We start from the raw sequence: 23,581 nt of genomic DNA, 5'->3' as shown, positions 1-23,581 counted from the left end.
GGTCGTCCTCACGGGAAGGGGTGGGGGTGGGGGTTGATGTCCTCGGACGTCAATTCGCGGTCCTGGTAGCCGAGTTCGTACGGCACTCGCAGCAGCCGGGGCAGTCCGTCGACCCGTCGGTTCTGATGCCCGAAGGTCATCGGCAGCGTGCCCGGCACCATGACCTTGACGCAGGCGAAGCCGCCCGCCCGGTGTTCCGGGGTCGTCTGGTCCACGACGACGACATCCATGCCCCGGTCCAGATAGCGGCGGAGCATCTCCTCCAGATCCGCCCGTAGATCGTTGTGCGCGGGCCACCGCCACTGCTCCTCGAAGCTCGCGAACGGCCGTGCCTCGCGCTCGCCCAGCAGGAAGTCGAACCGATCGAAGGCGTCCTCGTGGCTGTAGAGCACGGAGTGGTCGCCCATCACCTTGACCAGGGAGGGGTCCCGGACCATCGCGGCGGCCCGCGCCCGCTCCTCGGCGTCGTAGATCTTGGCGTGCTCCAGTAGATGCGCCATCTCGTGCAGGACGTTCACCACGGCCTTCTCGGCCAGCAGTGCGGAGCCGCCCGCGCACAGGACGCGTGGCCTGCCCGGGTCGTCGAGCGCGTCCAGGCCAACCGCCCAGAAGCAGGGGACGCCCTGTTCCAGGGTGGCCGAGTAGAGCTGGATCTCGTACCCGGTCCGATGCCGCAGATGCTCGATCATCATGGGGATGGCGCGGTCCCGTGCGGAGCCCGGGTCGACGCGCGGGATCGGCATCCGCCCGTACCAGGTCATCAGGAAGGCGTCCCGCTCGGCCACCTCCAGCAGGCCGCACAGGATGGCCTCCTCCAGACAGCCGCCCATGGCGCAGCCGTTGGAGATCTCGTAGACGAAGCGCGGATCGTCATGGCTGTGCGCGGCGTAGTAGGCGTACCGCTCCGGTACGAGCACGGGCTCGGCGCGGGCGAAGGAGTAGCCCCACACCCAGGGCATCACCAGGTCCTCGTGGTACCGGAGGTAAGGGAACCCGGGAAGCTCGTACCGGTCGTCCGGGTAAAGCCCGAAGACATGCGGATCCAGGGCCCGCTCCCCCAGTTCCCGCCGGCTCGCCGTGACCGTGGTCCGCCGACCCCGGGGCTGCTCCCCGCCGAACCGCTCCAGCGCTTCGAGCACGGCCGTGATCCGTGAGGTGCGGTAGTCGGTCGTACGGCCCCAGCCGTGCTGGGAGCTGTTGCCGCGCAGCGAGCTGAGCGGCGCCACGGCGCGGGGCAGCGACCCGCCGCGCTCGTCGTCCACGGACGGCACGACACCGGCGGCGCTGTCGACGTAGAGGTCGTACAGCTCCTGCTCGCGCGCCACCACGTTCTGCACCCGGAAGACATCGGGCGCGGGCTTCGGTCGGGAGACCGGCGTGATCCGCGCGGCTTCGGGGCCGTCGGGCGGCAGACCGCCGCAGTCCTCGCAGAGCGAGTAGGGCAGATAGCGATGGGAGCTGACGGCGAGCGAGGCCAGGTCGACGCGGAGGAAACGGTCGCCGGGGCGGCGGCCTTCGGTGATGGCCTCGGGCACAGCCCCGGGGCGGCGGCCCTCGGCGACGACCACGGGCACAGCCCCGGAGCGGCGGCCCTCGGCGACGACCTCGCGCACAGGTCTGCCGGACAGGGTCGCGTCGAGCAACTCCACGGCGAGCTCGGCCGCCACCGCCGCCGCCGACCTGGTGCGCAGCGGTGAGCGGTGCCCGGTGAGGGCGGCGCCGTGCCGGGCGCGGAGGGTCTCGTGGTGCTGCGCCTTGTCGCGAGCGAGGCGGCGGCGCCAGTCGGCGCAGGTCGGGCAGGCGTCATCGGGGCCGCTGACCATGGGCCCGACGTGGATGGCGTCCGCGTCGGTGCGGAGCGGGAGCCAGGGGATGCCGGCCGCTTCCGCGGCTTTGCGCACCTCGTCGTACAGAGCGGTGTCGGCGGTGTCCGAGGCGACCAGGACCGCCGCACAGTCGCCGAGCGCGCTGCTGTCCGGCCGGAGCAGCGGGAAGGTACGGGCCACGACGGCGGAGGTGGCCCGGTCGAGCAGACCGCCGTCGCCGAGCACGGCGACCGGCCGAGCAGGGGCGCAGGGTGTTGTCTCAGGCATCGCCCAGCACCACCCGGACGATGTGCGGCAGTACTGCGTGGACGGCCGGGTCCTGGTCGAGCGGTACGACGACGGGGTCGAGGCCGTCGGCGCGCAGGGCGTCGAGGAGCGGGCCGTACCGTTCCGGGGCGGCCTCCGTCTCGGCGGAGGTCCACAGGGAGACCGCGGCCGACGGCGCGTACTCGCGCTGGCCGTGGCTGTGGGCCTGGTGAGCCAACAGCAGCCGTCCGAGGCCCGATTCGGCGGCTTCGTCCGGCGTGAAGCCGACGCCACGCTCGACCAGGCCCGTCTGCGCGTCACCGAGCCGGAAGGCGTACGCGGTCACCCCGGCCGGAGCCCGGAGCGCGTACCCCGACAGCTCCTCCCCCGTGGTCAGCAGCAGATCCCGGAACCTGCCCGCGCCGGCGGTCAGTTCGAGCTCGTCGAGCGCCAGGGGGTTCTCCTCCTCCGGTACGGCGGCCCCGAGCAGCCCGCGCAGACAGAGGTCGAGCAACGCCCGCTCCACGGCGGCGTCCCGCGTCGCCCCGGCAGCCGTACCGACGGGAAGCGCCTCGTCATGGGCCTGCGCCCCCGGCCCCGAGCGCACGGCGTACGCCGCGAGTCCGTGCCGCAGGGCGGACTCCTGGGCCTGCGCGAAGTCGGCGCCCGCACCCCACACCGGGAAGGACACACCAGGGCTCAAGGGGTCGGCAACGGCTACCCGTACGACCCGCAGCGGGAACTGCTCGTAGTGCCCCTCGGACACCGGGCCCAACACGCCGAGCCGCTCGTCGGTCAACCCGACCACGCGCTCGGCGAGTTCCCCTGCGTCCGACACCGCGGGGAGTCTGTGAACGGACGTCTGCAAGGTCTCCAAGTCGATACGGACGACACCACCCGCCGACGTGTCCTCCTCGGCGACCCCGGTGACGTACTCAAAGGCGCGGAACACCAGATGGTTGGCGACAATGCCGGGAACCGGGCCGGTGAGAAAGTCGCTCCGCGCGTCCGCCACCGGGCTGCCCAGCCGCCGCCACAGACTCCCCCAGCGCATCGCCGGACGGTCCGCCGGGCACACCGGCCCGACCCACGCCTCCTCGCCGAGGAGCGTCACGGGGATCAAAGTCCGCCCGAGCTCCGCGCACGACAGGTCGACCGTCGCCAGCAGGCCGGGATCGACGCGGTCGGCGGCATACAGCACCAAGTCGGCGGCCTCGACGGCCCGTTGCAGCTCCGTCGCGTCCAGCGACCCCGCGTCCAGAGTCCGCACTTGAGCCACGCCCGTGAGCAGCGCACCCTCCCCCGCGGCGGCAAGCACAGAGCCCGACCCCACGATCAGCAACCGCGTCCGGCGATACCGCTCGAAGCGCAGCGCCGGCGACTCCCGGAACGCCTCCACGAACGCGATCTCGGCGCCGTACTCCTCCAGTTCACGCTCCGTCAGGGAGTGCTCCGCGTCCTCGCCGACATCGCGCACCAGACCGGCGTCGTGCAGCGCCCCGACGAGCCGCTCGACCATCTCCCGCGTCGCGGGCCGCATGCTCGCGGTGAGGTCGCCGAGGCTGTGGCGGCCGTCGAGATGCGGGGAGAGCTTCTCCAGCCACGCATAGGTGGAGGCGCCCTGGAAGGTGACGATTTCGCTGCCCTTGGTCAGCAGGACGCCGTCCCCTTCCGGGGTCGGGGTGAAGAAGACGCCAGTTCTCATGCGCGGGCGCATGGCCGCGATGGTGCTCTGCATGGTGGAGGACTCCGCGTTCGGCTGGTCGGGCCGGTCTGCCCGGGCGAGTCGTGATCTCGATCGTGTCAGCGGGCCCGCCTCCAGTCGTCCGTCGGCAGTCTGCATTCCTGCCTCCGCCGTGGAGCCGCGCAAGGGCCCGGTCTCCCACTGGTGTGGGGGCCCGCTTCTCAGATCCGCTGGTGATGGCTGGTCAGTCTCTCCAGCACCGGGACCAGTTCCGCGGGCCCGGGAAGCCTGGCGAGCTCCTCGCGCCAGGCGGTGGCCCGCTCTTGGAAGGAGGGGTTCTGAAGGAGTGTCAGGAGCAGTGCGGGGCTGAACTCGCCCCTGCTGACGGCGATTCCGGCTCCCTTGCGGGTGAGCTGCGCGGCCGATGCCTCTTCGTCCCAGGTCGGCACCGGCACGATCAGCTGGGGTACGCCCGCCGCGGCGGCGGAGGCGAACAGCTCGGCTCCGCCGCGGTGGACGACGGCGGAGCAGGTGGGGAGCAGCTGGGGCAAGGGGACCTGCGGCTCCGAGTCCCCGGCGGACATCAGCTCGATGGCCGGCTCGGCCAGGGATCCGATCAGGTCCGTCGCGTCCGGTGCCACCCAGACCCGTGGCCGCAGCGGTCGCCTGTGCAGCCACTCCGGCACGGTCAGTCCTCCGCCGTACGGCACCCAGCGCACGTTCTCGTACCGGACGCCCCGTGCGGGCAGGCGCATCCCGGGTGGCATCGGGTCCACGGTCCACTGGCCGAGGACCAGTTCCTCCTCGTAGGGCAGTCCGTACGGTTCGAGGAGCTGCTGCATCGTCTCCTCGAGCGGCTCGTGCCAGCCGCCGTCCGGGGCCGCCTGGTCCCGGTAGCGTGCCGAACGCCCTCGCAGCCAGGCGATGTTGTCCCGTCCCCACAGCAGCCGGGCGTGGGCGGCTCCGCTGACCCTGGCGGCGACGGCGGCCGGGAGACAGAACGGGTCCCACAGGACCAGGTCGGGCCGCGAGCGCACGGCGACGCCGGTGAGCTCCTCCAGTAGGGGCCGCTGCGCCGCGAACACCCGGGTCGTCCGGAACCACTTCGCCCCCCAGTCGGCGCACTCCCCCGGGCCGACGTCCAGGCCGCCGCCGGGGAGGCCGGACAGGGCGGGGTTCCGGCTGAAGTCCGTGAGGGCGGCGAGGTCTTCGCCCCGGCCCACGGGGACGGCGGCGAGCCCCGCCCCGGTTACCGCGTCCACCAGGTCCGGGTGGGTGGCGATCCGCACCTCGTGGCCCGCGTTCTGGAGCGCCCAGGCGAGCGGGACCACGGGGAAGGCACGCTCCGCGACGGGAAAGACGGCGAACAGGACACGCACGGCTGGCTACTTCCTTGTCGGGCTTGTCAAAGGGTGATCGATGGAGAGGCGGTACCGGTCGACGGTGTCCGCGAGCCCCTGCGCGAAGGGCACTTGGGGCCGGTACCCGAGGCGCCTGAGCTTGGAGTCGTCCACGCAGTAGCGGCGGTCGTGCCCCTTGCGGTCCGCGACCGGGCGCACCGAACTCCAGTCGGCACCACAGGCGTTGAGCAGCAGCCCGGTCAGCTCCCGGTTGGTCAACTGGGTGCCGCCGCCCACGTTGTAGACCTCGCCGGGCGCGCCGCGTTCGAGGACGAGCCGGATGGCCCGGCAGTGGTCGGAGACATGCAGCCAGTCGCGGACGTTGCCGCCGTCGCCGTACAACGGCACGGTCTCTCCGGCGAGCAGCAGCGTCACAAACCGCGGAATCAGTTTCTCCGGGTGCTGCCCCGGCCCGTAGTTGTTGCTGCACCTGGTGATCCGTACGTCGAGCCCGTGGGTTCGGGCGTAGGCGAGGGCCAGCAGGTCGGCGGAGGCCTTCGTGGCGGCGTACGGGGAGTTCGGCCGGACGGGGGCCTCCTCGGTCCAGGAGCCCTCCTCGATGGAGCCGTACACCTCGTCCGTCGACACCTGCACAAAGCACCGGGCGCCGGCCGTCAGCGCCGCGTCGAGCAGGACCTGGGTGCCCAGGACATTGGTGCGTACGAAGGCGTCGGCGGCGGCGATGGAACGGTCGACGTGGCTCTCGGCGGCGAAGTTGACCACTACCGAGCCGGGTGCCAGCAGCTTCTGGACGAGCGCGGCGTCGGCGATGTCCCCGTGCACGAACCGCAGTCTCGGGTCGCCCAGCACCGGCGCGAGGTTCGCCGGGTCCCCGGCGTAGGTCAGCGCGTCCAGGACGGTGACCTCGATGTCCTCAGGTCCGCCGAGGAGATCGCGAACGTAGTGGGAGCCGATGAAACCGGCCGCTCCGGTGACAAGGAAGTGCGTCATGAGGCGATCCGTACCGTGCTGTGGTCGCCCAGTACCAGTTGGTGGGACGTGGGAACGCGGGGCGCGGGCGCCACCTGGACATGGCAGCCGATGAGGGAGGCGTCGATACGGCGGACCCCGCTGATGGACGCGTTGTTCAGCACGATGGAGAACTCGATCTCGCTGTCCTCGACCCGGCAGTTCTCGGCGATCGAAGTCGAGGGCCCCACATAGGAGTTGACGACGACCGACCCCGCACCGATCAGGGCCGGACCGACGATCCGGGAACCGCGCACCACTGCGCCCGCGCACACCCGTACCCTTCCGACGAGTTCGCTGTCGGCGCTGACGGTGCCCTCGACCGCGGGTTCGAGCACCTCCAGGACGCTGCGGTTGGCCTCCAGCATGTCGGCGACGGTGCCGGCGTCCTTCCAGTAGCCGGTGATCACCGTCGGCCGGATGTCCCGGCCCTGGGCGAGCATCAGGCGCAGCGCGTCGGTGATCTCCAGTTCCCCCCGGTCGGAGGGGGCGATGGAGCTGACGGCCGCGTGGACCGCGGGGGTGAACAGATAGGCGCCGACGATGGCGAGATCGCTCGCGGGCCGCTCCGGCTTCTCCACGAGGTCCGTGACCCGACCGTCGGCGGAGAGCGTGGCGACGCCGAACGCGCTCGGGTTCGGAACCCTGGTCAACATGAGCTGGACGTCCGGCCGTTGTGCACGGAACTCGTCCAGCAGCGACGCGATGCCCCCGACAATGAAGTTGTCGCCGAGATACATCAGAAAGTCGTCGTCGCCGAGGAATTCCCGCGCGATCACGACGGCGTGGGCGAGCCCAAGCGGCCGGGACTGCGGGATATAGGTCACGCGCAGCCCGAAGTCGGAGCCGTCGCCGACGGCACGACGGATCTCGTCGGCGGTGTCGCCGACGACCACACCGACGTCCTTGATCCCGGCATCGGCGATGGCCTCCAGGCCGTAGAAAAGCACAGGCTTGTTGGCGATGGGGACGAGCTGTTTGGCGGAGGTGTGGGTGATCGGGCGCAGTCGCGTGCCCGCGCCGCCCGCCAGCACGAGGGCTTTCACAAGGCTCCTTTCGGTGTCAGTGCTTCGGCGCGCGGAACGCGGCCACCGTCAGCGGGCCGAAGACCACGAGCAGCAGCAGGCACCAGCCGAGCGTGGCGACCACCGGGTGCGCGATCGGCCAGGCGGCGTCGGCGGGTACGGCGACGGGGTTGCCGAACAGCTCCCGTACGGCCGACACCACCGCGCTCACCGGATTCCAGTCGGCGACCAGGCGCAGCCCGGCCGGCAGCCCCTCGGTGGGGACGAAGATGTTGGAGATCATGGTCAGCGGGAACATCAGCATCCCGACGAAATCCGTGGCCGACCGCGAGGGCATGACCAGACCGATCCACATCCCCAGCCAGCTGAACGCGTAGCGGACGAGCAGCAGCAGGGCGAGCCCCGCGACCACCCCCGTCGGACGCCAGCCGACCAGAAGCCCACAACCCGCCATCACCACAAGCGTGATGACCCCGCCCAGACACTCGGCCAGCGACTGCCCGACGGGCACGCCCGTACGGCTCATGGGCAGGGAGTGGAAGCGGTCGGTGACCCCTCGCTCCTTGTCCTCGGCCACCACGGCCGCGCTCGCCGCGATGCCGAACACCGCCATCTGCGCCAGCATGCCCGGCACCAGGAAGTCGACGTACGAACCACCGCCCGGCGGCCGCATATTGCTGCCGAGCACATAGACGAAGAGCAGGGTGAAGAGCAGCGGGATCACCAGTGCCATGGCGGCCCGTTCCGGGGCGCTGCGCAGATGGATCAGATAGCGCCGGGCCACGGTCGCCGCATCGCCGGCGGCCCAGCGCAGCCGCGAGAGCGGGGGTTCGTCGGAGGTGGTCCAGGCGGTCGGCGGCAAGGGCGTGTTCACACGGCCTCCCGCTGCCGGTTCATGAGATTGAGGAAGACCTCGTCCAGGGTCGGGCGCCGCAGGGCGAGATCTTCTACGGCGATCCCCGCGGCCTCCAACTCGCCCAGTACGGCGGCGAGTAAGGCCGTACCGGACATCGTGTCGGCGCCGACGGCCAGGGTCACCCGGCGTGGATCGTCACCGGTCGCGGGGGACCGGCCGCCCGCGCGGGTCAGGATCTCGACGGCACAACCGAGCTGTTGGGCGTGGCGGACCGTGAGGTCGATGGACTCGCCGCCGAGCGCGGACTTCAGCTCGAAGGGCGTGCCCTCGGCGACGATCCGGCCTCCGGTGCCGTCCGGATCGGCCAGGACGGCGATCCGGTCGGCGAGTTGGTCCGCCTCGTCCAGGTACTGCGTGGTGAGCAGGACGGTGGTACCGGCCCGCACCAGCTCCCGCACGCTCTCCCAGAGCCCGATACGGCTCTGTGGATCGAGCCCTGTCGTCGGCTCGTCGAGGAAGATCACGCCGGGCGGGACGACGAGAGAGACGGCGAGATCGAGCCGTCGCCGCATACCGCCGGAGTACGTCCGCACCGGCCGGTGCGCCGCGTCCCGCAGACCGAACCGCTCCAGCAGCTCCTCGGCCCTTCGCCGTACGGCGGGTCCGCGCATCCGGTACAGACGGGCGAACATCTCCAGGTTGTCGCGGCCGCTGATCACCTCGTCGACCGAGGCGTACTGTCCCGTCAGCGCGATGCTTCCGCGCACCCGGGCGGGCTGCTGGACGACATCGTGCCCGGCGACGCGGGCCACACCGCCGTCCGGGAGCGACAGGGTGGCCAGGATCCGGACCATCGTGGTCTTCCCCGCTCCGTTGGGCCCGAGCAGCCCACAGACGGTGCCGGGTTCGACGGTGAGGTCGACTCCGCCCAGCGCGGCTGTCGTCCCGAACCGTTTGCGCAGACCGCGCACCTCGATCGCGGCGGCGTCGAGAGGTGGTGGGGGCACGGGTTCTCCTCGATGGACGGTTCGATGCGGGGCGGTCAGGCGGCGGGACGCAGCCGTACGGGCAGCGTCAGCAGCCCGCGCATATCGCCGACGGGCCGCCACAGTTGCGGCGCGTGCGGATCGGCCGCGGCCAGTTGCGGACAGCGGTGCAGCAGTACGGCGAGCACGGTCTCCGTCTGGAGCCGGGCCAGCGGTGCGCCCAGGCAGAAGTGGATCCCGTGGCCGAAGGAGAGATGGGGGCCGCGGGCGCGGGTGAGGTCGAGCCGGTCGGGCTCGGGGAAAACGTCCGGGTCCCTGTTGGCGGCCGACAGGGCGACGCTGACCACACTGCCCGCCGGGATGACGGTGCCGGCGACCTCCACGTCCTCCCGTGCCACGCGCAGCGTGGTCCGCGCCAACGACGCCTCGTAGCGGAGCAGTTCGTCCACGGCCGAGGGCACCAGTTCCGGGCGGCGGCGCAGCAGCGCGAGCTGGTCCGGATGGCGCAGCAGCGCGTCGACGGCGTTGCCGATCATCCCCGTCGTGGTCTCGTGGCCGGCGACGAGCAACAGCACCAGCAGGCCGACCAGTTCCTCGTCGCTGAGCCGCTGCCCCTGGTCGTGTGCCACCACGAGGGCGGCGAGCAGGTCGGGTTGCTCGTCCTGGGGCAGGTCGGCGCGGACGTGCGGGCGTTTCGCGGCCACGAGGGAGGCGAACCAGCGGTGGAGCCTGCGTGTGCGCTCCGCGGGGCCCGTTCCGGAGCCGGACACCGTGAGCATCCGGGTGGCCCAGGTCAGCAGCGCGCCCCGACTGCCGTGCGGCACGCCCAGCAGCTCGCTGATCACCAGGACCGGCAGCGGGAAGGCCAGGGCCGTCATGAGGTCGACGTCGTTCTCGTCCGGGACGGCGTCGAGGAGTTCATGGGTGAGCTTCTCCACTCGCGGCCTGAGCTCCTCGACCCGGCGCGGGGTGAACGCCCCGGAGACCAGCCGCCGTAGCCGCGTGTGGTCCGGGGGGTCGCTGTTGACCAGGGGGAGGAAGAAGCTGTCCGCGCCCGAGATCCCGTACCCGGCGGCGCTCAGCGCCTGTTCGGCGAGCCGGGGGTCCTTGGAGAAACGGGGGTCGAGCAGGACCGCCTTGGCCTCGGCGTGCCGGGTGATCAGCCAGTAGGCGAGGCCCTGGGGGTTGCGGACGAGCCGTGGGCCCGGGGTCTGCCTCAAGTCGGCGTAGTAGCCGTGCTGATCGGCGAAGAAGGAGGGGGTGTCGATCTCGGTCGGCCGGCTCACGGGGAGTCCAGCAGGGATTCGATGACATCGGCCGCGGCGGGTGCCCCGCCCGCCTGCTGGATGTGCTCCCGCATCGCCAGGACGCGCGCGGCGTAGGAGGGGTCGCTGAGCACGCTGACGGCCGCATCCCGCAACGACTCAGCTGTGACCGCGGTGCGATGCAGCATGACTCCGAGCCCCAGCTCGGCCAACCGGTCGGCATTGGCCCGCTGCTCACTCATCTGCGGAATGGCCACCATCGGCACCCCGAAGGACAGCGATTCCATCACACTGCCCATCCCCGCATGCGTCACGAACAGATCGGCCTGCCGCAGCACTTGAAGCTGCGGCACATGGGCATGGACCTCCACATGCCCGGGGACGCCCGACAGCAGGGCCGGGTCGATTCGGTCCCCGACCGCCATCACCACATCCCACGGAAGATCCGCGAAGGCGTCCACACACGTCTGGAAGAACCCCAGATCGTCATTGTGGATCGTGCCCAACGACACGTAAGCCAGCGGCCGTTCACCCTTGCGACTCCACTCCCCGTCCGACGCCCGCCGCCCGAGGCAGGGCCCGACGAAATGGACGTCGTCGCCGAACGTCTCGCCCTTGAACTGGAACTCGCGCGGCAGGAACACCAGCGCCGGACCGGACTCGCTGCCGGTCATCAGCTCCTTGGGTCCGAAGGGAACCTTCACCCGGTCCAACAGCTTGGCGATGCCGTGGAACACCCGCATGATCTCCGGGTGCAGCGGATCGACCTCGGTCCGCTCTCCCGCGAGCGACCAGTCGGCACTCGCGGCGAAGGTGGTCCGGTAGGGCAGCGCCGGAATGCCGCGCCGCGCCGCGATCAACCGGGCCGCCCACCCGGACGGATCGTCGTAGACCACCAGATCGGGCCGGTCCTGTGCGAACGCCCGGTCCAGCGGGGCGAGTACGGCCAGGGTCTCGCGGAGCAGATCGCGCAGCACCCTCGCGAGGTCGTCGCTGCCGAAGCGGTCCGGGCGGTCCGCGGCGCTGTCCTTGGCCGGCAGCCCGTCCATGGTGGACTCGTAGCGCAGGGGCGCGGCGCCCGTCTCGGCCACCGCGGCGGCGAACCGGTCGGTCGTGGCGAAGCTCACCCGGTGACCTCGCCGCGTCAGCTCCTCCGCTACACCGAGGGCCGGGTTCACATGCCCGTGTCCGGGCAGGGCAAAGAACGCGATGTGCGCCTCGTCCCTCACCGTCCCACCTCTGCCTTCACCAGGAGGGATTCGATGACGTCGGCCGCGGCGGACGCACCGCCCGCGTTCTGGATGTGGCCGCGCATGTCCCGCACACGATCGGCATAAGACTGCTCGCCCAGCGCCCTGAGGGCCGCCTCCCGCAGCGCGTCGGCTGTGACCTCGGTCCGGTGCAGCATGACCCCGAGCCCCAGCTCGGCCAGCCGGTCGGCATTGGCCCGCTGCTCACTCATCTGCGGAATGGCCACCATCGGCACCCCGAAGGACAGCGACTCCATCACACTGCCCATCCCCGCATGCGTCACGAACAGATCAGCCTGCCGCAGCACTTGAAGCTGCGGCACATGGGCATGGACCTCCACATGCGCGGGCACCCCCGACAGCGCACCGGGATCCACCCGATCCCCGACCGCCATCACCACATCCCACGGAAGATCCGCGAAGGCGTCCACGCACGTCTGGAAGAACCCGAGATCGTCGTTGTGGATCGTGCCCAACGACACCAGAACCAGAGGTCGTTCACCCGTCCGGCGCCACTCCCCGTCGAACCGGCGCTCCGACCAGCACGGCCCGACGAAGTGGAAGTCCTCGCCGAAGGTCTCGCCCTTGAACTGGAACTCGCGGGGGATGAACACCAGCGCGTGCCCCGACTCGCTGGCCCCGAAGAACTCCTGCGCGGTGAGGCCCACCCCGAGCCCGTCCAGCATGGCGGCGATCTCCCCGTACACGGCATTCAGCCCGGCGTGCTCCGGCTCGAACGTGGCGTACTCCCCGTCCGTGCCGAGCGACCAGTGCTCGTTCGCGGCCAGCGTCGGGATGCTGCGCACCGACGGTATGCCCCAGCTGTGCGCGAGCAGCCGGCCCGTCCAGCCGGACAGACCGTCGTGAACCAGTACGTCCGGACGGTCATCGGCGAAGGCCCGGTCGAGCGTCGGGTACACCGCCTCGGTCTCCGTCACCAGGCCCCGCAGCACCTGTACGAAGTCGCCCGTGGTGAACCGGTCGACGCTCTCCAGGTCGTTCATCGCGTTCCGGGTCTGCCGCATCGTCGTCTCGTACGGCACCAGCGTGGCGCCGGCCTCCTCGACCTCCGCGCCCTGGCGTGCGGTCACCGCATAGCTGACGCGGTGGCCGCGCGCCACGAGTTCCGCGACGATCCCCGCCGTCGGATTGACGTGACCGGTTCCAGGAATGTTGAAGAAGGCGATATGGGACATCGAACCACCTGTTTTCCGGGCGGGCAGAACTGACATCGGACCGGCAACGTAGCAAAGGATTCTGCCCGTTCGGTATGCGCTCACGAGTTCCGTCGCAACAGTAATCAGGAAGGTGAGGCCTCGTCTCGCACCCGGGTGGGAGACGGCAGGTTCGGTTCATACTCGTGCGGGGATCGAGAAACCAGCGAGGCGGCGGAAGAATTCGGGATGCTCCCCGGACAGCATGGCGACGGCTGCCCGGCCATCGGGCGGTCCCGCGGATGCATTCCCCATCCGTCGGAATATCCATTGTCGAAGGAGGCAACCATGCCGATCGCCGATCTGCTCGCCGACGACCTGCTGGAGCTGGACGCCCTGACCGAGGACGAGCTCCTCACGGTCGAGGCGGACGACAACGAGGCGCAGGCCATCCTGTGCGCGTGCTGCTGCTCCTGGTGCGGCTGCTGAGTATCGGTCCTGATGCTCGTCCCCCGGGAGGTTCCGCCTCCCGGGGGGCGCTAGGAGGTCGGAGTGCGAGATGACAAGTGAAGAGAACTGGGGAATGCCCCCCATCCCGATTCCGCCCCTCGGGGTGAAACGGCTTCTCCTGGTCGGTACGGGATCGTCTAATGCCGCTTTTCTTCCCCTGTGGGTGAACTGGTTCCAGGTCAGTTATCCGCAGATCGAATTGCGTATCGTCCTCACTCGCTCCGCCCAGCGTTTCGTGACCAGGGAGGGCCTTTCCGTTCTCACCAACAGAACGGTCTTCGAGGATTCCTGGTCCGAGGAACCGCAGACCCGCAAACTCCATGTGGAACTGGCGAGCTGGCCGGATGCGATCGCCGTTTATCCGGCGGGACTGCACTTCATCGCACGGCTCGCGCAGGGCCTCGCGGACACCCCGGTGACGATGGCGCTCCAGTGCACCGAGGCCCCGATCGCGCTGGCCGCCGCGCTGCCGCCGGGCGGCTGGGAGAGCGCCGCCATGAGCGACCACCGGGCCCGGCTCGACCGGCGCGCAAACGTCGTCCTCCAGCCGCCGGTGATGGGGCTGAGCATGACCACGGGCCGCCATGACGGCAATCAGCCGGACACGCTCCCCAACCTCCTCAGCAGCCTGGAGGACCTACGACGCGCCCGGCAGCCCCGGGAGGCGGTGAACGGTGCCCGCTGAGGGCGGCCACGTGGCGGTCTTCACGGCCGCCGCGTACAGCCACATCAACCCGCTGCTGGGCACGGTGGCCGAACTCGTACGGCGCGGCCTGAAGGTCAGTTACGCCACCACCCGCGAGTTCGCGCCCCTGGTGGAGACCGCGGGTGCCACGGCCGTGGTCTTCCGCTCCGCCCTGCCCTCGGATCCGGCCGCCTGGCCCACGGACACCCGACGCCTCCCGCTCCTCTATCTCGACGACGCCCGGGCCACGCTGCCGGAGTTGGCGGCGTCCTTCACCGGCGACCGGCCCGATCTCGTCCTCACCGAGGACCCGGCCGGCGCGGGCAGTGTCCTCGCCGCGAAGTGGGGCATCCCGTCCATGCAGGTCTGGACATATCTGGCGGCGGCCCGCCACTGGTCGCTCACCGAACCGGGAACGGCCACCGCGAACCCCGTGGCCGCCGAATTCCTGTCCCGGCTCGGCAAGTTCCTGGCCCAAGAGGGCCTGACGGCCACGGCACGGGAGCACCTGACCACAGCCCTGGCGGGCGGACTGGTCCTGATCCCCCGCTCCTTCCAGCCGGACGGCGACAGCTTCGGCGCGGAGTACACCTTCACCGGACCGGCCCCCGCCCCCGAGCCCCAACCGCCGGCCTGGACACCGCCGGAGAGCAAGGACCCCGTCGTCCTGGTCTCCCTGGGCTCTATCGACCACGCCCACCCGGAGTTCTTCACCACGGTGGCCGAGGCGTTCACCGGCCTCCCCTGGCACGTGGTCATGGCCACCGGCGACCGCTGCGCACCACCCCAGCTGCCACCCAACGTCGAAGCACACTCCTGGGTACCGAACACGGCCGTCCTCCGCCACGCCGAACTTGCGATCCACCACGGCGGAATGGCCACCACGATGGAAGCCCTCCACCACGGCGTGCCGTCCCTCGTGGTCCCCCGTCTGCCGGAACAGACCGGCAACGCCAGACGCGTACGGGAGTTGGGGCTCGGCACGGCGATCCCCTTCCGCTCCGTCACACCCACCGCCCTGCGCACCGCCGTCCTCCAGCTGCACGCCCACGAAGGCGTACGGCGGCGGGTGAACGCGATGCGCGAGGAGATCCGCCGCTCCGGAGGAGCCCGAGCAGCGGCCGACGCCGTCGTACGACGCCTCACCTCCGCATGACCGGCGAGGTGATCGGCGACGGTTTCATAGCCCGGTACATACGCCAACACCTGCCGCTGGACGGGCCGGTGACGGTACTGGCCGCAGGAGTCTCGAGAACGTCGGAAACCGCACCCGAGCACTTCGCCCGCGAGGCGGCCCTGGTGATTGAAACGGCCCGCCGCTGCCGCGAGCGGCGACGCCTGATGGTCTTCCTGTCCACAGCCGCCGGCGGTCTCTACGGCCGACAGGGCGAGGGCCGCGAGGACGCCCCGATCACCCCCGTGACCCCCTACGGCCGGCACAAGCTCGCCATGGAGCGGCTCGTCTCCGACTCCGGCGCGCCCTGGCTCACGCTACGGCTCAGCCACCTCGTCGGCCCGGGCCAGAACCCGGCCCAGCTCATACCGGCACTGGTGCGCCAGGTCCGGTCCGGCACGGTCGTGGTCCATCACGGAGCGCGTCGGGACCTGCTGGACGTCCGGCACTTCCGCACCGTACTGGACAGGCTGCTGGGCCTCGGTGTGCACGGCCAGGTCGTCAATGTGGCCTCGGGAGTCTCCTTCTCGGCCGAGGAGATCGTGACGGCCGTGGAGTCGGCGCTGGGACAGCGAGCACACCGGATCCCGCGCCAGGTGCCACCGGAGTCCCTCCGGATCTCCAACCACCGCATGCGGTCCTACGTCCCCGAGTCCGAGCACTTCGGCTTCGGCCCCGCCTACCTCGACCGCCTCATCGCCCGCTACGTCCGTACGGAGGCGGCCGAGCGAGCCGTCACCTAGCCGCGCGCACTGCGGGCCAGCCAGGGCGTCAGGTTGGAGTCCACGATCAGTTCCTTGTACGTCTCGTCCCCGGGCAGCGGCACGACGAGCCACTGACCCGGCGGGAACAGCCGCCCCTTCGTGCGCGCGAGTCCGCTGTAGACGGACCGGAGGAACGCGGGGACGGAGTCCCGGGGAACGTCATGGAACTCGACCCCGTCGACGGTGATCTTCGCGTCGTCCTCGGGGAAGAGCCGGACGCTCACCGCCGGCGAGCCCGCCAGCTCCACGAACGCCTCGTGCGGCAGTGAGCCGTCGGGGTCGAACACCGTGAACAGCTCGGCCGCCGTGCGCCGCGAGGTCTGGTCCGCGCCGATGTCGTCGGTGACCGACATGGTCAGTTCGAACTCCACCGCAACGTCACGGATCGCGACGACAGCGGCCTCGGTGGTCGGCAGATGCGCTTTCTCCATGACCCGATCATGCCCGACCGGACAGGTCAGGTCTAGACCACTTGCCGACGGCTTCTCCCGAGCGGGCACGCTCAGTCCTCCGGTCCCTCCGGTCGCTCCGGGGTCTCCTGCGGCTCGGCGGGCGACGGCGCGGGAGCGCCGAAGAGGACGGCCCGGGCCACGGACGGGGCGAACAGGGCGGTGACGGGCTCGGAGAGGGTCAGGACCGCACGGAAGACGCGTCCCACGGCAGGGTCGCCCGGGGACCGCTCCTGGACCCGGCGCAGATACCAGCCGGCCATCCGGTCCGCGGGCCCGATCTCGGCCGCGGTGCCGACCACGCCCGGCATCGAGCGATCCGCCCCAGCGGAGATGTCCCACGCCTGCCGGGACGCCGCGAGCAGCGCCCCCTGCACGCGCCGCGTGGTGGGCGTCCGGCGCCGGTCGGCCAGCGCGTCCCGCAGGGCGACCGCGCTCATCGCGGCGACGGCCATGCCCTGTCCGTAGATCGGGTTGAAGGTGCACAGGGCGTCGCCGGTGGCCAGGAACCCGGCCGGGCGGCGGCCGGGCAGGTCATAGCGGCGCCGGATGTTCGCGGTCCGCCGGTAGCCGAACGCCGGCGACAGCGGTTCGGCGTCCTCCAGCCACCGGTCCAGGAGCGGATGCGCCAGCCGCTTGGTGTACGCCACGAACTCGTCGTCCCCCGTGGGCGGTTCGTCACCGCGCAGCCCCGAGACGATGACCAGATGACTGCCGTCCTCCAGCGGCAGCGCACCGCCGCCGTGGAGTTGCGCGGGGCCGGGATAGACGTAGTAGCCGAGCGTCTCGCCGTCGAGGACGCCGTCCCTGCCCCGGTAGACACGGGAGGCGTAGGCGAGCCCGGTGTCGATGGTCTCCTCGTGCGGGCCCTCGGCGCCGATCGCCTCGAGCCACTGCGGAGCCTTGGTGCCGCTGCCGGAGGCGTCGACCACCAGGTCGGCCTCCAGGGCCCGTTGCTCCCCGCGGGTGTCGCCGGAGCGGTCCCGCAGCAGCACGCCCCGCACGCGTGCGGCATCCCCGAGCAGCCCGACGACTTCGGTCCCCTGCACGGCGCTGATCAGCGGATTGGCGAGGACCCGCTGCCGCACCAGCGCCTCGAGCTGCGCGCGGGAACCGGTGTAGATGTGCGTCGACGCGGACGTCCGCCGGAACCAGCGGCCTTCCTGCCACAGCACCAGGTCCGACGGCATACCCACGCGCGGCGCCCCCGCCTCCCCCAACTCGGCCAGGAAGCCCGGCAGCAGCGACTCCAGTGCCACCTGACCGCCCTGGAGCAGCACATGCGGATGCCGGCCCTGCGGCACACCCGGCCGCGGCTCACCACCGTCCGGGAAGCGGTCGCGCTCGACGACGGTCACCCGGTCGGCGTGCCCGGCCAAGACGTGCGCCGCAAGAAGCCCCGCGAGGCTCCCGCCCACGACGACCGCGTGCCGTCCCGTCTGCTCGGCAGAGTTCACCGCTCGACTCCCCTGGTCGCCACGTCACGAGAAGAACCAAGTATCCCGTGCCGTGGAGGGGGTTGACCGGTTTTCGGCCCTTCTACGAGCCGCAGCGAGATGCTGTGATGCAGTACCGCTGATCGGTCGGCGTGGCCCGTCCCCTCAAACACATGACCGAGACGCGCGTCCTCGTCGAAGTCATGCTCGGCTGCCCCCTCGTAGGTGGTGGCGAAGAGGTACTCGTCGCACTCGCGGGTGCTTCCCTGACTGAAGTTGGCGCCCGGCTCGCGGCATCCCACCGAGGGGCCAGCAAGAACAGCTTGCCGCCCTGTGCACAGGTCCGTGGAACCGCTGCTGCCCTGACCAGGTTTGGCGTTCGCCGTCTGCGTAAAGGTACGCAGTGCCTTCAGTTCGGCAAACGTCTTCGTCCCGGGCACGTTCCAGCCCCGCGTGTAGCGCACCCCAGACGGCCAACTCTGCGGGATGTTCCCCTTCGTCGACGAAGCCCCATTGCACACCGCGAACCGGGACTCGACGACGAACTTCTTGTCTCTTCCCAGCCCCTTCTCGCACTCCTCGAACGTCATGTCCGCGCAGGCTCCGGAGCTGTGGCCCGCGCGCCCACAGACGAACGCGCACCTTCGGTATGGGTGACCGGCGCCGAACCGGATGCTCGCCGCGACAGCGGCGCGTACGAGGCAGCAGGACCCACCACCTCCTGAGAAGAATTGAAGTTCGAAATCACGGACCGCGTACCGGACTTGGCGTGATCGCAACGACACCTTGGCCGGGATCACCACGCCACCGACAGCCTCCACAAACAGCGGTCCGCCCAACGTTCCCTGGGGAACGTGCACGTCAACGGAGAGCCACCATGCGCCTTTTGGAGCAGACGCTGCCCGAACCCAGCCACACCGTGTCGCAGGCACCACCCCGACAGACCTTTCGCAGCCGCTCATGACCTAGATCACGCCACTTTGACTCCCTCCGCGTTGCGCCTGCAACGCTTGATGCGAGAGAGTGTTCGACGCGCTGTGAGCCATGCGTGACCCACGATGACGCAGTGGCGACCATCCAACCGCAGCGCACAACACGCTTACGGGGGTGGGTGGATGAAGTTCGACATGGGGTCGACGACCCTGGCGGATCTTGGGAAGAGCACCGGGGGCTCGGTGCAGGATCTCGGCACGCTGATCAGCTGGCTGGTTCAGGCGGCGGAGCCGTTGGAGGGGAAGTTCAACGGGGCGGGCAAGGCGGCGTTCGACACGTTCAAGTTGCACGCCGACGAGATCACGAACGCGTTGAACAGCTCGCTCGACGCCATTCTGGGCGGGCAGTCCGGCATGGACACCGCGTTCGGTACTGGTGATACGGAGCTGGAGGACAACGCCCATCAGAACATGGGTGTCGCCAACTTCGATGCGGCGCGATTCGGCGCACGGTAGGCCGTACGGCTGTAACGCCTCTTCACTGTCACTGTTTTCAAGGGGGAACTCGACCATGGGGCAGAACCTCGACCGCCGTTCGTACGACACCGGCGCCTCGGCCGAGGTGCAGATGAGCCTGCAGGGCATCATCGGCCAGCTGGAACGCGTACTCACCGACCGCGACAACGCGGTGAAGGCCGCGATGGCCGACTTCACCGCGGACGGCGTCGCAGACGAGTACCACGGCAAGGAAATGCGCTGGAACCGTGCCGCCGGTGAGGTCCGCGAGATCATCCGGCTGGTCCGCTCGACGATGGAGAACAACGACGGGACCGCGCAGTCGACGCTGGCCAAGGCGAAGGCGGCCGTCGACAACATCGGCTGACGTCGGACGGTTTTTGAAACGGGGGTCGGCGCATGCCGAAGTGGGACATCTCGCCGTCCGGGGTCGGGCACGTGGTCTCGAACGTCGGGGACGTGATGACGGTCCTGGACGACATCGTCAAGGCGTACTCGGACGACATGGAGGGCGCGGCCACGTCGGCCGGCACGCTCGCTCCGGGCGGGGCGAGCGGAGAGCATAAGGGGCAGACCGGGCTGGTGGCCGCGGCCCTCGCGGAGTTCCTCACGGGTACGGCGGAGGAGTTGCAGTTCATCGGCATGCGCGTCGGTAAGTCGGTGAACGGTGCGGTGGAAGCCACCGTCGCCTACCGGGACGGCGACCTGGAGATGGCCGCCGAGGCGCAGCACCGTGCCTCCGGGCTGGTCCGGCCGGACATGCCGGACGGATGGAAGGCAGGTCGTCTGTGATCCAGCCGGAGTCGATCCCGCTGTTCACCGGCGACCTGGGCGAGTTGGAGCGGCATATCGACGCTTTGCGCGTCGAAGGGGACGGTATCCGCCGGGCAGGCGGGGAGGCGCATCGGCAGTTCCAGGGGCTCTCGGCCTTCTACGAGGCCCCAGAGGCGGAGGAACTCTTCGCTTCCACCACACCAGTGCGGGACACCGCCGACACGTACGCGGACAAGGTCGCGACGGTGGTGGAGGCCTTGTCGGCGTATGCGGTCGAGGTCGGGCCGATCGCCAAGCGACTGGAAGCTCTTCAGCGGCAGGCGGTGGGCTTCGTGGCCGGCCTGAAGACCGACACCGGGGAGTTCGACGCGAACTGGACCGACGACGGGGACAAGGTCGCCGAGCATCAGTCCCTGCTGCACGACATCAACGTCGCCCGGGAGCAGTTCTACGCCGCTGAGATCGCCTGCCACAACAAGATCACGGCACTGGTCGGCGGAACCCAGTACGTCCTGGGCACCGGGGCCAAGCAGTTCATACCGCGCGGTGCGGAGCTGTACGGCTACACGGCGGCGGTGCTGGACCAGGCGAAGGAACTGCCCTGGGGGACGCCGGTCACCCAGTCCCACGACTGGTGGGACCCCTCCGATCTCGGCTACTACGCCAAGAGCTACCTCTGGGACGGGTTGATCGTCGACGGCGTCTGGGGCACCGTCGACGGCCTCGCGACGCTCGCCGGTTTCCATGGCTCGGACGCGGCCGCGCAGTCCTGGGAAGGCATCGTCCGCGCAGTGGTCGGCGCCGAGACCTACCTCATGGAGTCCGGCGGCCAACCGCCAACCGGCGTCTTCGCGTCCGACTTCGCCCAGGAGAGCAAGGTCTACGCCAAGGAGTTCGCCAAGGGCTTCGTCGCCTGGGACCAGTGGAAGGAAAACCCGGCCCGCGCGGCCGGAATGGTCACCTTCAACATCCTCACGCTGGGCGCGGGCCCGCTGAAGGCGGCGTCAGCGGGGAAGGCGGGCACGGCGGCCAAGGTCGCCAATACGGTCGGGAAGGTCGGCGAGGTCATCGACCCGGTCGGCGCTGCGGTCAAGGTGACGGGGCACGCCGCACCGAAGATCGCCGACGTCGCGGCAAGCCTGCGCGGCACGAACAGCATCCCCGAAGTGACCGCGCCGCACAGCGTCCTGGAGTTCGCCGACGACTCCGGACGCTCCGTGCTCGTGATCGAGGACGGGAAGTTCGTCGTCCTCAGGGACGGTAAGGCCGTCAGTGACATGCCTTTGCAAGAACGTTCTGTCACGGCGCAGGCCATGCCGAAGCAGGTGCCGTCGGTACGGGATCGAGAATTCGCCGGTGTCGGGGCGACTTCGCGGCCGCAGCAGGCAACTGCTCACGCCGGGCACAACCTTCCGCCCCAGCCGGGACATCAGGCACCGTCCGGGGGAAGCGGTGGGGATGCGCCGCGTGGGGCGGGGGAAGTGGCTGGCAGCAATGGAGTCGCACGCGCCGGTGATTCCGGGACGCCCGGCTCGGGTACCAGAGTGGCCGGCAACGGCAATGTCGGTACTGGCTCCGGTGGTCCTGGAGCTGCCGGGCTGGACGACCTCAGTCGGCCCGGCGACGACGCCGTGGTCGGCACAGGCCACGCCGGCGACGAGGCTGCCCGGACCACGAACGATGCGGACCAAGGCACCGGGACAGGTAGCAATGATGGGGACCGGGAGCTGAGCGCCGCACAGCGGAAGCAGATTGAGGACGAGCACATCCGGAAAGCCAACGACCCAGATCAAACGTGGTTCAAGGAACACTACGATGCTCTGGGCCGCCGTAGGCACCTCTTGAACAAGGATGGCACCCCGAAGTTCGTGGACGGTGTCGAGCTTCCCCAATTGGCCAAGAACGCAGAAGGCAAGTGGGTCCGGGCACACGACCTGCCAAGCGGACCGTCCGAAGTCAAGTGGGGGCCGAAGAACCTCGGAACGGACACGGTCCCGGACGGGAACCTGCCTGACCTTGATGCCGCAGCAGCAAACCGCAGGGCGTCGGTAGACCTCACCAACGCGACAAAGGCTTTTGAGGAGACGCCCTCCGCTGCGGCGCAGGACGCCCTTACAAAGGCACAGGAGGCGTATGCTGCGCGGCTCGCCGACGTGCCCAACAACAGCAAGATCTCCGAGGCCCTCGGCGAGCAGGCAGCCAGGCTGCATATAATTCCGCACGAGTTCCCGACAGCCAAAAGGATCACGCTTCCGAAGACGCCCAACGGCGCCAACATGTTCGACGATGTGTACAGCCTCGGCGACGATGGCCACTACCTCATCGTTGAGGAAAAAGCGCCGACGGGAGACCTCGACTGGCGCCGTGGACGCGCTGACCCGGAGGACCTGGCGAACCCCCACATCGGCGACGATGGTGGTGCCCAGGGCATGAGGGTCAAGCAGGGGACCAAGCCGTACATCCGTACGATCCTTGCTGAGATGACGCTACGTGGCAGACGGGACGGCGAGATCGCGAAGGCCCTCCGTACCGCGTTGAATGAAGGGAAACTTCAGTACGTCCTGGTCAAGGCGAACGACAACCCAGGCTCCTCCTACGCTGGTGCCGTGCTGGAACACTTGAAGATCTAGTAAGAGGGAGGACAAGTGGTCACGCGTATTCCACGCCACGAATTCCGCACAGACAATGCCACCGAAGCCATGGCGCCCATCATTGACAGTACAAAGGAAATGCTCGACGAGATCGAGACGTCGGAAGACGACCGCTACGACGCTCAGATGCTCACGCTGGCTGTTGCAAAGTGGCGCTGCCTGACGGATCCGGTAGCAGGAGAGTTCCCGACCTGGGAGGCGTGGGTCACTGCGATGCAAGTGGGCTCCGCGCTGTTCGCCGCGGGCACGGCGGCGGAAGGGACCGTGCCCTGCCGCATCGGGAGCATGGGTGAGGTGAAGCACCTTCCAGCGACCGGCCCCCAGGACTACCTTCATGCGGGAAACTGGCTTACCGCCTTCTACCTTGCAGCGATCTGCCGGGAGAACGACCGGGCCAACCAGCTGGCTCAAGTGCCCATCTCGTTTCTCCGTGCGTCGGGTGCTGAGTTCGACGAATACATCTACGCATGGGTGGAGACCCTGCAGAATGCATGGTTCGGTCGACGGGAAACTTGGGACACTCTAGTCACTGCCGTCAACGGAACCGATCCTGAGGCCACGCGCATCGCCAGCAAAGAGCTGATGTTGAAGATCCTCTATCCGCCCCTTGAGCTCTTCCATCGGTACCAACGGCAGCAGGCTGAACAATTCAATGCAGCTCTGGTCGACGCCATCACCTGGCACAAGGAGTACTGGACTGCCAACGAAGCACGGTCCCTGAGTGGCGAAGGGCTCGTCGCTCTCGGCCCGCTTGCCATCGCCTGCATGGCCTATGACGCAGGTATGCCGATCGAGGTCGAGTCCGAATACCTCCCCAAGGCGCTGCTGCAGCGTGCCTGGGTGGGCGAGTACGACACGTAAACACCGAACTTTCCTGAAGAAATCCCGAAATATCGACTCGGTTCATTCCGAGAGAAGAGCCTGGCCGGAACGCGGCATCCGGGGGAAGCTGACAATTGACGAATACCGCACTGATCTCCCGGTATGCACTCCAGGCAGTCATACGCGACGCAGTTGGGCTCGGCACTG

22 protein-coding genes are annotated in these 23,581 nt (G+C 69.6%); 9 read left to right on the top strand and 13 right to left on the bottom strand.

Annotated features, from left to right (window positions below):
* Positions 1 to 8: 8 nt before the first annotated feature.
* The 10 genes from OHT76_RS32790 to OHT76_RS32745 form a co-directional block, all read right to left on the bottom strand.
* A complete protein-coding gene (locus OHT76_RS32790) occupies positions 9 to 2,093 on the bottom strand; it encodes a TOMM precursor leader peptide-binding protein (protein WP_328874457.1) in 2,085 nt (694 codons plus the stop codon).
* Entirely contained in the window at positions 2,086 to 3,810 is a 1,725-nt protein-coding gene (locus OHT76_RS32785) for a hypothetical protein (RefSeq protein WP_328874456.1), read from the bottom strand. The genes OHT76_RS32790 and OHT76_RS32785 overlap by 8 nt, the downstream gene beginning before the upstream one ends.
* A 167-nt stretch (positions 3,811 to 3,977) precedes the next feature.
* On the bottom strand, positions 3,978 to 5,135 hold the full coding sequence (locus OHT76_RS32780; RefSeq protein ID WP_328874455.1) for a nucleotide disphospho-sugar-binding domain-containing protein: 1,158 nt from the start codon (positions 5,133 to 5,135) through the stop codon (positions 3,978 to 3,980).
* A 6-nt stretch (positions 5,136 to 5,141) separates the two neighbouring features.
* Complete coding sequence (gene rfbB / locus OHT76_RS32775) at positions 5,142 to 6,107, bottom strand: dTDP-glucose 4,6-dehydratase (protein ID WP_328874454.1); 966 nt, start codon at positions 6,105 to 6,107, stop codon at positions 5,142 to 5,144.
* Complete coding sequence (locus OHT76_RS32770) at positions 6,104 to 7,171, bottom strand: glucose-1-phosphate thymidylyltransferase (RefSeq protein ID WP_328874453.1); 1,068 nt, start codon at positions 7,169 to 7,171, stop codon at positions 6,104 to 6,106. Before OHT76_RS32770 ends, rfbB begins: the two co-directional genes overlap by 4 nt.
* A gap of 16 nt (positions 7,172 to 7,187) precedes the next feature.
* Positions 7,188 to 8,024, bottom strand: coding sequence for an ABC transporter permease (locus OHT76_RS32765; RefSeq protein WP_328874452.1), 837 nt, complete (start codon positions 8,022 to 8,024; stop codon positions 7,188 to 7,190).
* Positions 8,021 to 9,013, bottom strand: a complete 993-nt coding sequence (locus OHT76_RS32760; RefSeq protein WP_328874451.1) for an ATP-binding cassette domain-containing protein — start codon at positions 9,011 to 9,013, stop codon at positions 8,021 to 8,023. The genes OHT76_RS32765 and OHT76_RS32760 overlap by 4 nt, the downstream gene beginning before the upstream one ends.
* Positions 9,014 to 9,048: 35 nt before the next feature.
* Complete coding sequence (locus OHT76_RS32755) at positions 9,049 to 10,278, bottom strand: cytochrome P450 family protein (protein WP_328874450.1); 1,230 nt, start codon at positions 10,276 to 10,278, stop codon at positions 9,049 to 9,051.
* Complete coding sequence (locus tag OHT76_RS32750) at positions 10,275 to 11,486, bottom strand: macrolide family glycosyltransferase (RefSeq protein WP_328874449.1); 1,212 nt, start codon at positions 11,484 to 11,486, stop codon at positions 10,275 to 10,277. Before OHT76_RS32750 ends, OHT76_RS32755 begins: the two co-directional genes overlap by 4 nt.
* Entirely contained in the window at positions 11,483 to 12,703 is a 1,221-nt protein-coding gene (locus OHT76_RS32745; protein WP_328874448.1) for a macrolide family glycosyltransferase, read from the bottom strand. Before OHT76_RS32745 ends, OHT76_RS32750 begins: the two co-directional genes overlap by 4 nt.
* A gap of 306 nt (positions 12,704 to 13,009) precedes the next feature.
* On the opposite strand from OHT76_RS32745, the gene OHT76_RS32740 reads away from it, so the two are divergent.
* The 4 genes from OHT76_RS32740 (at position 13,010) to OHT76_RS32725 (ending at position 15,773) form a co-directional block, all read left to right on the top strand.
* Positions 13,010 to 13,150 carry a hypothetical protein gene (locus OHT76_RS32740; protein ID WP_328874447.1) on the top strand — a complete coding sequence of 47 codons (141 nt, stop codon included), beginning with the start codon at positions 13,010 to 13,012 and terminating at the stop codon, positions 13,148 to 13,150.
* 70 nt (positions 13,151 to 13,220) lie between these two features.
* Positions 13,221 to 13,856: a flavoprotein gene (locus OHT76_RS32735; protein WP_328874446.1), complete on the top strand. Its 636-nt coding sequence runs from the start codon at positions 13,221 to 13,223 to the stop codon at positions 13,854 to 13,856.
* Positions 13,846 to 15,012, top strand: a complete 1,167-nt coding sequence (locus OHT76_RS32730) for a macrolide family glycosyltransferase (RefSeq protein WP_328874445.1) — start codon at positions 13,846 to 13,848, stop codon at positions 15,010 to 15,012. Before OHT76_RS32735 ends, OHT76_RS32730 begins: the two co-directional genes overlap by 11 nt.
* A complete protein-coding gene (locus tag OHT76_RS32725) occupies positions 15,009 to 15,773 on the top strand; it encodes an NAD-dependent epimerase/dehydratase family protein (protein WP_328874444.1) in 765 nt (254 codons plus the stop codon). Before OHT76_RS32730 ends, OHT76_RS32725 begins: the two co-directional genes overlap by 4 nt.
* Here OHT76_RS32725 and OHT76_RS32720 read toward each other — a convergent pair.
* The 3 genes from OHT76_RS32720 to OHT76_RS32710 form a co-directional block, all read right to left on the bottom strand.
* On the bottom strand, positions 15,770 to 16,225 hold the full coding sequence (locus OHT76_RS32720; RefSeq protein ID WP_328874443.1) for a hypothetical protein: 456 nt from the start codon (positions 16,223 to 16,225) through the stop codon (positions 15,770 to 15,772). The two genes, OHT76_RS32725 and OHT76_RS32720, sit on opposite strands and share 4 nt — an antisense overlap.
* 71 nt (positions 16,226 to 16,296) lie before the next feature.
* Complete coding sequence (locus tag OHT76_RS32715; RefSeq protein ID WP_328876680.1) at positions 16,297 to 17,661, bottom strand: FAD-dependent oxidoreductase; 1,365 nt, start codon at positions 17,659 to 17,661, stop codon at positions 16,297 to 16,299.
* Positions 17,662 to 17,696: 35 nt separating this feature from the next.
* On the bottom strand, positions 17,697 to 18,269 hold the full coding sequence (locus tag OHT76_RS32710) for a hypothetical protein (RefSeq protein WP_328874442.1): 573 nt from the start codon (positions 18,267 to 18,269) through the stop codon (positions 17,697 to 17,699).
* Between the two features lie 525 nt (positions 18,270 to 18,794).
* On the opposite strand from OHT76_RS32710, the gene OHT76_RS32705 reads away from it, so the two are divergent.
* From OHT76_RS32705 to OHT76_RS32685, 5 genes are read left to right on the top strand one after another with little or no spacing between them, the layout of a single operon-like run.
* Positions 18,795 to 19,127 carry a hypothetical protein gene (locus OHT76_RS32705; RefSeq protein ID WP_328870971.1) on the top strand — a complete coding sequence of 111 codons (333 nt, stop codon included), beginning with the start codon at positions 18,795 to 18,797 and terminating at the stop codon, positions 19,125 to 19,127.
* Positions 19,128 to 19,182: 55 nt separating this feature from the next.
* On the top strand, positions 19,183 to 19,494 hold the full coding sequence (locus OHT76_RS32700; RefSeq protein ID WP_328870972.1) for a pore-forming ESAT-6 family protein: 312 nt from the start codon (positions 19,183 to 19,185) through the stop codon (positions 19,492 to 19,494).
* A 32-nt stretch (positions 19,495 to 19,526) separates the two neighbouring features.
* Positions 19,527 to 19,919 carry a DUF6507 family protein gene (locus tag OHT76_RS32695; protein WP_328874441.1) on the top strand — a complete coding sequence of 131 codons (393 nt, stop codon included), beginning with the start codon at positions 19,527 to 19,529 and terminating at the stop codon, positions 19,917 to 19,919.
* The gene (locus OHT76_RS32690) at positions 19,916 to 22,531 is read left to right on the top strand and encodes a hypothetical protein (RefSeq protein WP_328874440.1); all 2,616 of its coding nucleotides are present in this window, start codon (positions 19,916 to 19,918) and stop codon (positions 22,529 to 22,531) included. The genes OHT76_RS32695 and OHT76_RS32690 overlap by 4 nt, the downstream gene beginning before the upstream one ends.
* A 15-nt stretch (positions 22,532 to 22,546) precedes the next feature.
* Complete coding sequence (locus tag OHT76_RS32685; protein WP_328874439.1) at positions 22,547 to 23,413, top strand: immunity 49 family protein; 867 nt, start codon at positions 22,547 to 22,549, stop codon at positions 23,411 to 23,413.
* Positions 23,414 to 23,581: the final 168 nt, after the last annotated feature.

Origin of the sequence: Streptomyces sp. NBC_00287 (assembly GCF_036173105.1) — a bacterium.
GTDB lineage: Bacteria > Actinomycetota > Actinomycetes > Streptomycetales > Streptomycetaceae > Streptomyces.
Note: the sequence above shows the minus strand (reverse complement) of the source record. Positions and strands in the feature narration are given on the sequence as shown.

What these genes read in the sequence shown, in the direction of transcription:
- rfbB (WP_328874454.1), bottom strand. Translation starts at nt 6,107, where the DNA reads ATGACGCACTTCCTTGTCACCGGAGCGGCCGGTTTCATCGGCTCCCAC.
- OHT76_RS32745 (WP_328874448.1), bottom strand. Translation starts at nt 12,703, where the DNA reads ATGTCCCATATCGCCTTCTTCAACATTCCTGGAACCGGTCACGTCAAT.
- OHT76_RS32790 (WP_328874457.1), bottom strand. Translation starts at nt 2,093, where the DNA reads ATGCCTGAGACAACACCCTGCGCCCCTGCTCGGCCGGTCGCCGTGCTC.
- OHT76_RS32710 (WP_328874442.1), bottom strand. Translation starts at nt 18,269, where the DNA reads ATGACGTTCGAGGAGTGCGAGAAGGGGCTGGGAAGAGACAAGAAGTTC.
- OHT76_RS32700 (WP_328870972.1), top strand. Translation starts at nt 19,183, where the DNA reads ATGGGGCAGAACCTCGACCGCCGTTCGTACGACACCGGCGCCTCGGCC.
- OHT76_RS32785 (WP_328874456.1), bottom strand. Translation starts at nt 3,810, where the DNA reads ATGCAGAGCACCATCGCGGCCATGCGCCCGCGCATGAGAACTGGCGTC.
- OHT76_RS32695 (WP_328874441.1), top strand. Translation starts at nt 19,527, where the DNA reads ATGCCGAAGTGGGACATCTCGCCGTCCGGGGTCGGGCACGTGGTCTCG.
- OHT76_RS32735 (WP_328874446.1), top strand. Translation starts at nt 13,221, where the DNA reads ATGACAAGTGAAGAGAACTGGGGAATGCCCCCCATCCCGATTCCGCCC.
- OHT76_RS32705 (WP_328870971.1), top strand. Translation starts at nt 18,795, where the DNA reads ATGAAGTTCGACATGGGGTCGACGACCCTGGCGGATCTTGGGAAGAGC.
- OHT76_RS32740 (WP_328874447.1), top strand. Translation starts at nt 13,010, where the DNA reads ATGCCGATCGCCGATCTGCTCGCCGACGACCTGCTGGAGCTGGACGCC.
- OHT76_RS32720 (WP_328874443.1), bottom strand. Translation starts at nt 16,225, where the DNA reads ATGGAGAAAGCGCATCTGCCGACCACCGAGGCCGCTGTCGTCGCGATC.
- OHT76_RS32725 (WP_328874444.1), top strand. Translation starts at nt 15,009, where the DNA reads ATGACCGGCGAGGTGATCGGCGACGGTTTCATAGCCCGGTACATACGC.